12 protein-coding genes and 1 tRNA gene are annotated in these 12,381 nt (G+C 73.8%); 5 read left to right on the top strand and 8 right to left on the bottom strand.

Going from position 1 to position 12,381, the window contains the following annotated elements; translation table 11 throughout:
• Positions 1-11 precede the first annotated feature (11 nt).
• Positions 12-341 (top strand): hypothetical protein, encoded by a 330-nt coding sequence (locus tag AVL61_RS00880; protein ID WP_058872478.1) that lies wholly within the window; start codon positions 12-14, stop codon positions 339-341.
• A gap of 193 nt (positions 342-534) precedes the next feature.
• Here the strand turns inward: AVL61_RS00880 and AVL61_RS00875 are convergent, their stop codons facing one another.
• Both AVL61_RS00875 and AVL61_RS00870 read right to left on the bottom strand, forming a co-directional pair.
• Positions 535-2,412 carry a DEAD/DEAH box helicase gene (locus AVL61_RS00875; protein ID WP_058872477.1) on the bottom strand — a complete coding sequence of 626 codons (1,878 nt, stop codon included), beginning with the start codon at positions 2,410-2,412 and terminating at the stop codon, positions 535-537.
• A 241-nt stretch (positions 2,413-2,653) separates the two neighbouring features.
• Positions 2,654-4,165 (bottom strand): DUF2079 domain-containing protein, encoded by a 1,512-nt coding sequence (locus tag AVL61_RS00870; protein WP_231738228.1) that lies wholly within the window; start codon positions 4,163-4,165, stop codon positions 2,654-2,656.
• 6 nt (positions 4,166-4,171) lie between these two features.
• On the opposite strand from AVL61_RS00870, the gene AVL61_RS00865 reads away from it, so the two are divergent.
• Together AVL61_RS00865 and AVL61_RS00860 are read left to right on the top strand one after the other, a co-directional pair.
• Positions 4,172-5,164 (top strand): DNA-3-methyladenine glycosylase family protein, encoded by a 993-nt coding sequence (locus AVL61_RS00865; RefSeq protein WP_058872475.1) that lies wholly within the window; start codon positions 4,172-4,174, stop codon positions 5,162-5,164.
• Positions 5,165-5,216: 52 nt separating this feature from the next.
• Entirely contained in the window at positions 5,217-5,936 is a 720-nt protein-coding gene (locus AVL61_RS00860; RefSeq protein WP_058872474.1) for a VIT1/CCC1 transporter family protein, read from the top strand.
• A 79-nt stretch (positions 5,937-6,015) separates the two neighbouring features.
• On the opposite strand, the gene trxA is transcribed toward AVL61_RS00860, so the two are convergent.
• Positions 6,016-6,393: a thioredoxin gene (gene trxA, locus AVL61_RS00855; RefSeq protein WP_035924949.1), complete on the bottom strand. Its 378-nt coding sequence runs from the start codon at positions 6,391-6,393 to the stop codon at positions 6,016-6,018.
• A 156-nt stretch (positions 6,394-6,549) separates the two neighbouring features.
• On the opposite strand from trxA, the gene AVL61_RS00850 reads away from it, so the two are divergent.
• The gene (locus AVL61_RS00850) at positions 6,550-7,587 is read left to right on the top strand and encodes an LLM class flavin-dependent oxidoreductase (RefSeq protein WP_058872473.1); all 1,038 of its coding nucleotides are present in this window, start codon (positions 6,550-6,552) and stop codon (positions 7,585-7,587) included.
• A 15-nt stretch (positions 7,588-7,602) separates the two neighbouring features.
• Here the strand turns inward: AVL61_RS00850 and AVL61_RS00845 are convergent, their stop codons facing one another.
• From AVL61_RS00845 to AVL61_RS00830, 4 genes are all read right to left on the bottom strand, one after another.
• A complete protein-coding gene (locus tag AVL61_RS00845; RefSeq protein ID WP_058872472.1) occupies positions 7,603-8,292 on the bottom strand; it encodes a class F sortase in 690 nt (229 codons plus the stop codon).
• An 85-nt stretch (positions 8,293-8,377) separates the two neighbouring features.
• On the bottom strand, positions 8,378-9,076 hold the full coding sequence (locus AVL61_RS00840; protein ID WP_157571237.1) for a hypothetical protein: 699 nt from the start codon (positions 9,074-9,076) through the stop codon (positions 8,378-8,380).
• A 471-nt stretch (positions 9,077-9,547) separates the two neighbouring features.
• Positions 9,548-9,629: transfer RNA gene (locus AVL61_RS00835), tRNA-Tyr, on the bottom strand.
• 106 nt (positions 9,630-9,735) lie between these two features.
• Positions 9,736-10,053, bottom strand: a complete 318-nt coding sequence (locus tag AVL61_RS00830) for a hypothetical protein (protein WP_058872470.1) — start codon at positions 10,051-10,053, stop codon at positions 9,736-9,738.
• A 138-nt stretch (positions 10,054-10,191) separates the two neighbouring features.
• On the opposite strand from AVL61_RS00830, the gene AVL61_RS00825 reads away from it, so the two are divergent.
• Positions 10,192-10,683, top strand: coding sequence for a YajQ family cyclic di-GMP-binding protein (locus AVL61_RS00825; RefSeq protein WP_058872469.1), 492 nt, complete (start codon positions 10,192-10,194; stop codon positions 10,681-10,683).
• Positions 10,684-10,726: 43 nt separating this feature from the next.
• Here AVL61_RS00825 and AVL61_RS00820 read toward each other — a convergent pair whose 3' ends face one another.
• Positions 10,727-12,280, bottom strand: coding sequence for an LTA synthase family protein (locus tag AVL61_RS00820; RefSeq protein ID WP_058872468.1), 1,554 nt, complete (start codon positions 12,278-12,280; stop codon positions 10,727-10,729).
• Positions 12,281-12,381: the final 101 nt, after the last annotated feature.

Here is a 12,381-nt window from a genome sequence, read left to right as displayed (position 1 = left end):
AGCGGGCGGCGATGGACGACGACGCTGCGGGACGGGCCCAGGCAGACCTGGTGCGCCGGGCCCTCGAGGCGACCGGGATCGACCCGGGCCGGCTGTGGGTGCACTACTTCAGCATCGGCGGTGAGGCCGGGGAGCTGGAGATCGAGGCCTTCCTGCACCACTCCCTCACCCTGCCGGCCCTGCAGCGGGACCTCCTCGCCCACGCCGCCGACGAACTCCTCGACGACCGGAGACCCCCGCGGATCCCGCAGGCCTCGGACCTGCTCGACCACGACGAGCAGGACGGGTCCGAGGGCGGTCAGCACGGCGGCGAGGACGAGGACGGCACCGACGAGCCCTGACGCACCGTCCGCCGGGCCCCGTGGGAGGGGCCCCGGCCGCTCCGGCCCCCGCGCGGGCCGTACCCGGGCCCGGAGCTCCTGGACGCGGCACGGCTCCGCGCGACGGTCGCCGGTCCGCGGGCGGCAGACGCAGGGAGGGGACGGGCCGTGCGGCCCGTCCCCTCCCTGCGGCGCGGGGGTCCTGCCCCCGGGCTCAGTACTTCTTGTGCCGCGGCTTGCGGAACGGCCTGTCGCCGTCCCGGTCCCCCGCGGAGGGACCGGACCTCTTGCCCTGGTAGCCGCCGCGGGAGTCGTCGCCCCGGGCGCCGCCGCCGCGGCGGGGACGGTCCTGGTAGGAGGACGAGGTGCTGCGCGGACGGGCCCGGCCGCCGCCGCCGGGGCCGCGGTCGGCCTCGAGCTGGATGAGCTCCCCGTTGATCCGGGTGCGGGAGAGCCGGTCCAGCGTCGAGGCGGGCAGGTTCTCGGGCAGGCCCACGAGGGTGTGGGTCGAGCGGATGTCGATCGCGCCGATCTGCTCGCCGCTCAGGCCGCCCTCGTTGGTGAGGGCCCCGACCACGGAGCCCGGCGAGACGCGGTGCCGGTGCCCCACGGACATCCGGTAGGTGGCCATGCCCTTCTCGGTGCGCGGCTCGCGGCGCGGGCGGTCGTCGCCGTCCCGCCCCGGACGGTCCCGGTCGCGGGTGCGCTGCACCGGCTCGGGCAGCTCCTCCACGAAGAAGGGCCGGCCGTCCTGGGCCATCACGGCGATCGCGGCGGCGATCTCCACCGCGTCGACGTCGTGCTCGGCCTGGTACTGCTCCACGAGCTCGCGGAACTGCGCGAGGTCCTCGGACTCGATGGTGTCCGTGATCTGCTGTGCGAACTTGTCCTTGCGGGTCTGGTTCACGTCCTCCGTGGAGGGCATGCGCATGAGCTCCACCGGCTGGCGGGTGGCCTTCTCGATGGCGCGCAGCAGGTACTTCTCCCGAGGCGTCATGAACAGGATCGCCTCGCCGGAGCGCCCGGCGCGGCCGGTGCGGCCGATCCGGTGCACGTAGGACTCGGTGTCGTGCGGGATGTCGTAGTTGACCACGAGGGAGATCCGCTCGACGTCGAGCCCGCGGGCCGCGACGTCCGTGGCCACGAGGACGTCGATCTTGCCCTCGCGCAGGGCCTCGACGGTGCGCTCGCGCATGTTCTGCGGGATGTCGCCGTTGATGGCGGCGGCCGCATAGCCGCGGGCCTTGAGCCGGTCGGCGACCTCCTCGGTGGCGGCCTTGGTCCGCACGAAGACGATGACGCCGTCGTAGTCCCCGACCTCGAGGATCCGGGTCATGGCCTCCATCTTGTGCGAGCCCATGACCTGCAGGTACCGCTGGCGGGTGTTGGTGCCCGTGGTGGTCTTGCCCTTGACGGCGATCTCCTGCGGGTCCCGCAGGTACTTCTTGGCGATCTTGCGGATGGCGGGGGGCATGGTCGCGGAGAACAGCGCGACCTGCTTCTCGACCGGGGTCTGCGAGAGGATCTGCTCGACGTCCTCGGCGAAGCCCATGCGCAGCATCTCGTCGGCCTCGTCGAGGACCACGTACTGCAGGTGGGACAGGTCCAGGGACCCCTTCTTGAGGTGGTCGATCACGCGGCCGGGCGTGCCGACCACGACCTGGGCACCGCGGCGCAGCCCGGCCAGCTGCGGGCCGTAGGGGGAGCCGCCGTAGACCGGCAGGACGGTGAAGTCCTCGAGGTGGGTGGCGTAGGAGGAGAACGCCTCCCCGACCTGGAGGGCCAGCTCGCGGGTCGGGGCGAGCACCAGGACCTGGGTGTCCCGGGAGACGCCGTTCACGTCGGAGAGCTCGGCCAGCCGGGACAGCGCGGGAACGGCGAAGGCCGCGGTCTTGCCGGTGCCGGTCTGGGCCAGGCCCACCACGTCCTTGCCCTGCAGCAGCACCGGGATGGTGGCGGCCTGGATGGGCGTGGGGTTCTCGTAGCCGACCTCGTCGAGGGTGGCGAGCACCCGGGAGTCGATGCCGAGCTCGGCAAAGGTGGTGGTGTGCTCCTCGGCGGTGCCGGAGGTGCTGGGGGTGTCGACGGTCATGGAGAAGTGCCTCGTATCTGTGCAGGTGGCGGCCCGGGAGCAGGTCCGGGGGCGTCGGCCACGGTCGTGGTGTCCGGACGTCCCTGCCAACCACTTGGAGCCCCGTTCGGAACGGGAGCGTCGGACACGGCGCGGCGCGGGCCGCGGCCGAACACGGTGCGCGTCATGGCACCGCGTTGCACGAGAAAGTGAGGGAGTGACCGGATTCGGTCCGACCAGTCTAGCGCACCCGGCGGCGCGGTCAGCCCCGGCGGCGCACCACCACGAGGTGCTTCTCGTCACGCACCACCGCGTAGCCGGCGCCGTAGCGCTGCCGGGACCAGTCGGCCACGTCCCCCGGCGGGTTCCCGCCCCACGCGGTGCCCAGCCGGTCCACCACCACGTACTCCGGGGCCGGATCGCCCTCGTTGCCCAGCCAGTGCACCTGGGCGCGGGGCACGAGGTGGTGCAGCAGGGTCAGGTCGGTGGCCACGCTCGCCCCCTCGGGGACGGCCGTGACGACGGCCGCCTTGGCCTCCGCCCGGGGGTCCGGCCGGTAGGCGGCGGGGTCCACGAGGTCGGCCAGCGGGCGTCCCGGGACCAGCAGGAGCGCGACGACGAGCGCCAGTGCCGGCGCGGCCCGGCCGAGCCGCCGGAGCCGTCCGCCGCGCAGGCGCAGCACGGCGTCGAGCAGCGCGACGAGCACGATGGGCATGAGCACGGCGCTGTAGTGCCACCCCGTGCCCCAGTAGCCGTGGTTGGGCGAGAGCATCCGCCAGACCAGCGTGGGCAGCGCCACGAGCGCCAGCGGCGAGCGCACCACGACCACCGCGCCCACGGCCAGCACGGTCAGCCAGGTGAGCGCCTTCTGGCCCGGCACCACGAGGGAGACGAGCGCCCCGACGGGGTCGGCGGCCGCCGCCGCGAGGTCCAGCCGGTCCGCGTACGCGAACCGACCGTCCGGGCTGAGGGCGGGCAGCACCACGGTCACGGCGAGCACGGACCAGGCCGCGCCCCACCCGGCGAGCCCGAGCCCGAGCAGCACCGGGCGGCGGTCCCCGCCCGCCTCGCGGTGCGCGCGCCCGGCGAGCACCAGGCCGAGGACCGCGACCGTGACGCCCAGGTCCTCCTTGACGAACGCGACCGGCGCGGCCCACAGCGCGGCCGCGGTCCACCGCCGCTCGACCAGGGACCCGAGGGCGAGGACCAGCAGCGGCAGCGCGAAGGCCACCTCGTGGAACTGCACCGCGACGGCGGCCTGGAGACCGAAGCTCAGCCCGTAGGCCAGGCCCAGGGCCGCACCGGGGGCCGCGCCCAGGGCCCGCACGGCGAACCGGGTCAGCGCCCACGCGGAGACCGCCACGAGCAGGTCCTGGACCACGAGCAGGGTCAGCGCGGAGGGGAACAGGGCGTAGACCGGCCCCAGCAGCACCAGGATCGGGTGGAAGTGGTCGCCGAGCAGGTTGGCGCCGTGGCCCTTGATGTGCACGAGCGGGCCGTCCCCGGCGGCGTAGGACTTGGCGAGCTGGGTGAAGATGCCCAGGTCCCAGGACGGGACCTCCCACCGGTGCCACTGGAGCAGGGACCACCACAGGTACAGGACGAGCACCAGGAGTCCCACGCCCAGCGGCACCAGCCGGGCCCGCCCGGTCAGGGGGGCCGGCGGCGGAGTGGGGACTGCGGGACGCCGGAGCGCGGTGGCGGGCATGGCCTCCTCGGTGGCTGGGCGGCCCGCCCGGACCGGCGCGGCGCCGTCGGACAGGACTGCCATCATGGTCTCATGTCCGTCACCGCTCCCCCGTCCGCAGGCCGCCGCCCGGCCCTGCCGGCGGACGCCGAGCTCGTGTGGGACCCGGAGGGAGCCCTGCACCTGGGCCAGACGCTCGGCGTGCTGAGCCGCGGCAGCGCCGATCCCCTGGTCCGGGTCGCGGCTCCCGACGTCGTGTGGGTCACCGCGCGGACCGCGGCGGGCCCGGTCACGGCCCGCTTCTCCCGCACCGGCGGCGGCCGTCCCCTGCAGCGGCCCGTGCTCGTGCGCGCGTGGGGCCCGGGGGCCGGGGAGTTCCTCGGCGAGGCCCCGCGCTGGGCGGGGTCCGAGGACGCGTGGGACCGGTTCGAGGCCTCGGACGCCTTCCGTGCCCTGCCGCACCGGCTGGTCGCCGCCCGGCACCACCACCCGGGCCTGCGGCTGCCCGCCACCGGCCGGGTGCTGGACCGCGCCGTGCTCTCGGTGCTGGAGCAGCGCGTCACCGTGCGCGAGGCCGTGGCCGCCCACCGGCAGCTCGTGCGGCGCCACGGCGAGCCCGCGCCGGGGCCGGCGCCGGAGGGGATGCGGATCGCCCCGACCGCCGAGGCCTGGGCCCGGGTGCCCGTGTGGGAGTGGCACCGGGCGGGGGTCGACGGCGCCCGGGCCGCCACCGTGCGGCGCGTGGCCGGACGGGCCGCCGCGCTCGAGCGCCTGGGCCGGGCCCCGCTGGACGCCGAGCTGCACCGGGGGCTGCGCTCGATCCCCGGGCTCGGGCCGTGGACGGTCGCGGAGATCGTGCAGTGCACGCACGGGGACCCGGACTCGGTCAGCGTCTTCGACTTCCACCTCGCGGACACGGTGTGCTGGTTCTTCGACCGGCGCCCCGGCGACGACCGCCGGATGCTCGAGCTGCTGGAGCCGTGGCGGGGCGACCGGCAGCGGGTGGTGCGCCTGCTGCGGGCCTCCGGCTTCCGCAAGCCCTCCTTCGCCCCGCGCCTGCACCCGGAGGACCACCGGCGCCGGTGAGGACATCCTGTCCTTCCTGGCAGGACGGGGCCCGCGGGCGTTGAATGGAGCCATGACGACCGAACACGTGATCGAGGAGCCGCACGGTGCGGGCTACACCGAGCGGATGAACAAGCTGCGGGCCGGGGTCCTGGGCGCCAACGACGGCATCGTCTCCGTTGCCGCGGTCGTGGTCGGCGTGGCCGGCGCCACGGCGGACTCCAGCGCGATCCTCCTGGCCGGGGGCGCCGCCCTGGTCGGCGGGGCCCTGTCGATGGCCCAGGGCGAGTACGTCTCGGTGTCCAGCCAGGCGGACTCGCACCGGGCCCTCATCGAGAAGGAGAAGCAGGAGCTCATCGACATGCCCGAGGCCGAGCTCCGGGAGCTCGCCGAGATCTACGAGACCAAGGGTCTCTCCGCCGGGACGGCCCGGCAGGTGGCGGTGGAGCTCACCGAGCACGACGCCCTGGCCGCGCACCTCGACGCGGAGCTCAACATCGACGAGGAGGACATCGTCAGCCCGTGGGGCGCGGCGGTCGCCTCCGCGCTGGCCTTCCTCGTCGGCGCGCTGCTGCCGATGCTCGCGATCCTGCTGCCGCCCGAGGCCTGGCGGATCCCCGTGACCTTCGTCGCCGTGCTCGCGGCGCTCGCGCTCACCGGCTGGCTGGGGGCCCGTCTCGGGGACACCCCGCAGCGGGGCCGCGCGGTGGTGCGCGTGGTGGTGGGCGGGGCGCTGGCCCTCCTGGCGACCTTCGCGCTCGGCTCGCTGTTCGGCGTCGCCGGCGTCGCCTGAGCCGCGCCGGCCGGAGACGACCGCGCCGGGCCCCGCCTCCTCGGAGGCGGGGCCCGGCGCGGTCGTGCGGGTGCGGTGGTCAGGCGTTGGGCGCGTCCTGGGACTGCTTGGCGACCTCGGCGCGGACCTCTTCCATGTCGAGGCCCTTGACGGCGTCGATGACCTGGTCGAGGGCGGACGCGGGCAGGGCGCCCGGCTGGGAGAACACGAGGATGCCCTCGCGGAAGGCCATGAGGGTGGGGATCGACGAGATCTGGGCCGACGCGGCGAGCATCTGCTGCTCCTCCGTGTCGACCTTCCCGAAGACGATGTCCTCGTGCTTCTCGGAGGCGGCCTCGTAGGTCGGCGCGAACTGCTTGCAGGGCCCGCACCACTCGGCCCACCAGTCGAGCAGGACGATGTCGTTCTCGGCAATGGTCTGGCCCAGGGTGTCCTGGGTGATGTCAACGGTAGCCATGCCCTCCAGCGTAGAGGCCGGGCCGCCCGGGGGCACAGGATTTCACTGCCGGCTCAAGACCGGGCCCGCGCACCCGCACTAGACTGGACGTCCGGTCCGGTCTCCCGGGCCGGGCTTCCGGACCGGAGGCACGCCCCGTGCACGCCGAGGTGCGCCATGAACTTCGAGATCGGCATCTTCTCCCTGGGCGAGGTGGTCCCGGACCCCGTCACGGGCGCCCGCCCCGACAGCCGTCAGCGCCTGCGGGACCTCATCGAGCAGGCCGAGGCCGCGGAGCGCGCCGGGCTCACCGTGATGGGCGTCGGGGAGAACCACGGCACGGACGTGGTGGCCGCCTCCCCCGTGGTGCTGCTGTCCGCGATCGCCGGCCGCACCCACCTCCTGCGGCTCACCACCGCCGTCTCCGTGCTCACGGCCGGGGACCCCGTCCGGCTCTACGAGCAGATCGCCATGCTGGACAACATCTCGGGCGGCCGGGCGGAGATGATCGTGGGCCGCGGCGCCTCCCGGGCCGTGCGGCAGGCCCTGGGTCTGGCGCAGGACGACCACGACACCGTGTTCGAGGAGAAGCTGCGCCAGCTGCTCCGGGTGCGCGAGACGGACCCCGTGACCCTGGCCGGCCCGCTCCCCCAGCACGGCGTGGACCTCGACCTCAGGCCCCGCCCGCTGCAGCCGTGCCTGCCGATCTGGCTGGGCACCACCGGCACACCGGCCTCCGTGGCCCGCGCCGCGGCCCTGGGACTGCCCCTCGCCCTGCTGCGCACGCACGGCCCGTTCGCCGGGGCCGTGCCCGTCGTCGCCGCCTACCGGTGGGCCCTCGAGGCGTCCGGCCGGGACGTCCGGACCCCCGTGAGCCTCAGCGTGCCGGGCTTCGTGGCGCGCACCCCGGCGCGGGCCCGGGAGCTCAGCCACCCCTGCTTCGCCGCGGGCGCCCGCAGCCACGGGCCGGTCCGCCCGGACGATCCCCGCTGGACCCGGGAGGAGTACGACCGGGAGTGCGGCCCCGAGGGGACCCTCGTGGTGGGGGACGTGGACGAGGCCGTCACCAAGATCGTGGCGCAGCAGCGCGCGATCGGCCACGAGCGCCTGCTGCTGCGGATGGACGCCGGCGGGGTCCCGCACCACCTGGCGCTGGAGTCGATCACGCTCCTCGGCGCCGAGGTGGCGCCCCGGGTGCGCGCCGTCCTGGGCTGAGACCTGCGGCGGGCCTCAGCCCTGCGCGGGGGACGCCGTGAGCACGACGTTCTTGCCCCACAGGTCCTCGGTGTAGCAGCTGACGATGACCAGCCGGTCCGGCACGATCCGCCAGATGTCGCTGTCCTTCAGGGTGTTCTTGTCGTGGGTGACCACGGAGTCCACCACGTACTCCAGGGTCCCGGTCCCGGTCTCCAGCACGATCTCGCTGCCCACCAGGCCGGGGTCGCTCAGCCGGTTGAAGGGGGCGTCCCGGTCCTCCCAGCTGTGGCCGGTGATGTACGTGGTGTTCTCCGAGCCCTCGCCCGGCATGCCGTAGGGAGTGAGCCAGTAGCCGTCCAGGGTGTCCGGCGGGACCAGCAGCTCGGAGGCCAGCTCCTGCTCGCTGGGCGTCAGCGGCAGGACGGTCACGTCGAACTGGGCGTCCTCGACCGCCAGCCGCACGGGAGCCGCGGCCGCCGGCCGGTCGGCGGTGGCCGCGGGGGACGGCGCGGGCGCCGCCGTCCCGGTGCCGGGCGCCGCCGGAGCGGTCGCCGCCGGGGTGGTCGCCGTCGCGGCCGGCGTGCCGGCCTCGTGGCCCTCCGCCCCCCACAGGTCCGTCAGCAGCACCGCGGACAGGGCGACCACGGCCCCGAGACCGCCGGCGGCGGCCCAGCGCGTGCCCGCGCCACGGCGCGGAGCGGCCTTCGGCCCGGGTGCGTGCATCTGCGGTCCTCGAGGAGTCGGTGCGGGATGTGACGGCGCCCTGGTGCCGCGCGAGCGCGGCACCAGGGCGGTCAGCGGTGGTCGGTCAGGCGCGCCCGCGGCGCATCCGGAAGGCCACGGCCCCGGACACGGCAGCACCGGCGGCCAGCAGGCCGGCCAGCACACCCGTGCTGAGCCCGCCCTCCTCGGCGGTCTGCATGTTGATGCCCTGGTTCACGCCGGAGTCGGCGCCGGTGCCGGCCCAGTCCTCCGAGTCGTTCCAGTCGCCGGAGCCGGTCCCGTCCCCGCCGGTCCCGGTGCCCAGGACCTCGCAGTTGTTCTGGAACAGCGCCACGAGGTCGGCGCCGTCCTCCATGAAGACCTCGCCCTCCGCGCGGGCCTCCGTGGCGGCGGCCTGGAAGCCGGCGGCGGCCGCGGAGCTGGCCGCGTAGGCCTCGTCCACGGCGGGGTCGTCGGTCGACGCGGCGTAGGACTCCTGCAGGCGCAGGATCTCGGTCCAGGCGGCCCGGGCGCGGTCCATGGTGGCGTCGTTGACGATGGCGTCCTCCAGCACGGCCTGTTGGGTCTGGAGCTGGCTCAGGACCGCCGGGTCCGTGACGAGCGAGTTGAAGTGCGTGCCCGTGTCGTAGAGGTGGTCGGCCGCGGTGACCAGGTTGCTCACCGTGGTGCTCGCGGCGGGGGCCACGCAGGTGTCGGCGTGGGCGGCGGGGGCGCCCAGGAACAGGCCACCGGCCAGGACGGCAGCCGACGAACCCGCGGCCACCCACTTCTTCACAGCAGTCATTTCGGTCTGTCTCCTCAAGTCATTCAGAACCCCGGGCCTGCCCCTGGGGTACCAGCGGGCGGCACGGTCCGTCCCGGCGTCCTCGATGTCGTCCACCGGGGGGAGCGCTGCGGGGTGGGTCGTGCTGCTCGTCATCCGGTGTAGGGGGTCCCGACGTGCCGGCTCGGGGTGTGCTGGCACGTGGCCGGATGATGCTGTCGCCTCAAGCTACAAGGATATTCATGTTCTTAGCAATTGTTAAGGTTGGAACGGCGCGCCGACCTCTTCCGTGTGTCCCCGCATCGGGGGACCGGAGCCGGGAAGTCGGGCCGGCACGCGGTTCTCTCGGCGGGAAGGCGACCCGGGCCCCGTGGTGCCCGCGGCGACTGCAACGGCGTCCCGCGTCCCGGCGGCGAGGGACCGCTCCGCCGGTCGCGGGCGGCCATGACGAAGGCCCCGGTCCGGGGACCGGGGCCTTCGTCGTGACGCTCGTGGCAGATGAGGGATTCGAACCCCCGTAGGCATTGCCAGCTGATTTACAGTCAGCCCCCTTTGGCCGCTCGGGTAATCTGCCGGGGTGCTGCCGCCGGCCCGTCCGGACCGGTGGTGGCTGCCCCCGCGTGCGGGAGCACTTCAACAGTACAGAACATCCGCCGCGATGCGAAATTGCCGGGACCGGGTCAGGACGCGAGCCGCTGGCAGACCTGCCGGAGGAACTTCTCGGCCTGCTCGGTGGTGATCTCTCCGTGGGTCACGGCCTCCGCGAGGTCCTGGGCGACGCCGAGCAGCCGCTGCGCCGTCTCGAAGTCGATCCGCTCCGGCGCCGCGACCCCCGAGCCGGGGCGCGGCGGGGGCTCCGCCTCACCGCCGGCCGCCGCCGGGCCCAGCCCGATGCCCATCAGCAGGACCGCCGCCAGTGCCGTGGCCGCCACGGCACCGCCGCGCCGGGACCGGCCCGGGGCCGGCGCCACGTCGTCGTGGCCCAGAGGTGTGCTCATGCCGCCATCCTGGGAGACCGACCTGAACAGTTCCTTGGGCGCAGGTCACGAAACGGTGACGGGGCCGCCCGGTAGGCTGGAGCACAGTCCCACGGGCCGCGCACCCCGCCCGTCCACCGCCACAGCACAGGAGGCAGCATGGCCAGCGATTCCTCGTTCGACGTCGTCAGCAAGGTCGACAAGCAGGAGGTGTCCAACGCCCTGAACCAGGCCCAGAAGGAGATCGCGCAGCGCTACGACTTCAAGGGCGTGGGCGCCGAGATCGACTTCTCCGGCGAGAAGATCCTCATGAAGGCGAACTCCGAGGAGCGCGTCAACGCGGTCCTCGACGTCTTCCAGTCGAAGCTGGTCAAGCGCGGCATCTCCCTGAAGTCCCTCGACGCCGGGGAGCCCTTCGCCTCCGGCAAGGAGTACCGGATCGAGGCCTCCGTCAAGGAGGGCATCGTCCAGGACCAGGCGAAGAAGATCACCAAGCTCATCCGCGACGAGGGCCCCAAGGGCGTGAAGGCCACCATCCAGGGCGACGAGCTCCGGGTGTCCTCGAAGTCCCGCGACGACCTGCAGGACGTCATCACGCTCCTCAAGGGCTCGGAGCTCGAGGTGGACCTGCAGTTCATCAACTACCGCTGACCCGCCCCGCCGGACAGTCCACGGCTGCGCGGACCGGACGGTGCTACGGGGCGGCGACCTCGCCGACCCAGGCCCCCGCGTAGAACCGGGAGGACCGCGAGTCCAGCAGCTCGGCGTAGGCGTCCGGCTCCAGCGCCTGCGCCGAGCCCTCCGGGATCTCCGACGTGAAGGCGGACACGCCCAGCCCGGCCTCGTGGTCCGCCAGGGTCAGGCCGGCGGCCTCGAGGATCGTGGCGTACATGTTCAGCTGGTCCGCCCGGGGGCGCAGCGTGCTGCTCGCGTCCGCGCCCGGAACCCGGATCCGGTTGAAGATGGTGCGGTTGCCGTGGTGGTCCAGCTGCTCGTGGAAGGCGTCCCCGGCGCTCATGTGCTTGAGGTGGTCGCCCATGATCACCACGGCGGTGTCCTCGAGATAGCCCTTCTCCTCCATGTGGTCCACGAAACCGGCGACCTGGGCCATGGAGCAGGCGAACACGGAGGTGACCTCGTCCCGGGTGTCCACGTCGCAGTAGTCGTAGACGTGCACCGGCTCGTGGGTGTCCAGCGTCAGCACGGAGAGGTTGAACGGCCGGCCGGTCCGCTCCGCCTCGGCGTGCAGCGCGTCGATCTCGTCCGCGGCGTGGGCCATGAGGCGTCCGTCGCTCAGGCCCCAGTCGCCGCGGAAGTTCCGCTCCGGCTCGCCGGCGGCGCGCCAGTCGGAGAGGTCCTTGATCTCCGAGTAGCCGTGGGTGCGCAGGAAGGCGTCCTTCGCGGCGAAGGAGGCGTTGGCGCCGCCCAGGAAGACGCTGGTGTAGCCGTGCTCCTCCAGGACGTCGCCCAGGCAGGGAATTCCCCGCAGGTAGGTGTCGACGTCGCCGCCGAGATCGTTGAGGGCGCCGCTGCCGGCGGCGGAGCCGATGCCCTTCAGCGGGACGCCGCACTGTGTCGAGGTGAGACCGGCCATGGTCCAGCCTCCGCCCTCGTACTGCTGGAAGTCCTCCACGCTCTGCCACCCGTCCGAGGCCCGGGTGACCGCCTTCAGCGGGGCGAACGCGTCCTTCTCGAAGAGCTCGTCGTTCGCGAGAGTGGCCTCGCCGGACTCGAGGTAGATCAGCACCAGGTTCCGCTTCTGCTCGTCACCGGTGACGGTCGGCTCCACGTAGTGGTCGCCGAGGTCGTACTCGGAGTTCCCGGCCCTGATGTAGTCCGCCACGCCCACCGTGGTGGCGAACGCCGTGGTGCCGCCGACGACCACCGCGGCGACCAGGACGGTGGAGACGGTGCGCACGGCCCACCGCGAGCGGCGCGGACGCCGGTCACCGCCGACGCGGCGTCGCCGGCGCCGGGCGTGCTGCCACAGGGCAATCCCGGCGGTGATGAGCAGGGGCAGGACACCGACCCCCAGGATGCCGATCCAGACGATGGGTCCGCCCCCGCCGTCGATCTCCACGGAGACGAGGTTCAGGAGCATCTGGCCCACGGAGATCTCGCCCCAGAAGAACCGGATGCCGGCGGCGGCGATCAGCAGCGCGAGTCCCGCCCAGATCAGGACGTAGACCAGGAGGCGCCCCGCGGCGACGCCGACCCGTCGGATCAGCTGAAGAGTCCGGCCGGACATGGCAACACCTCGCGTTCCGGATGCGCGCGTGCTCGCCGAACACCCTTGACATCCCGCCCGTTCTCGGGCCCGTTGACGACTAGTACCGTTACGTTACCCGT

This window comes from Kocuria rosea subsp. polaris (assembly GCF_001483755.1).
Taxonomy (GTDB): domain Bacteria; phylum Actinomycetota; class Actinomycetes; order Actinomycetales; family Micrococcaceae; genus Kocuria; species Kocuria cellulosilytica.
The sequence above is the reverse complement of the archived record's forward strand: the minus strand, read 5'-3'. Positions and strand labels throughout refer to the sequence as shown.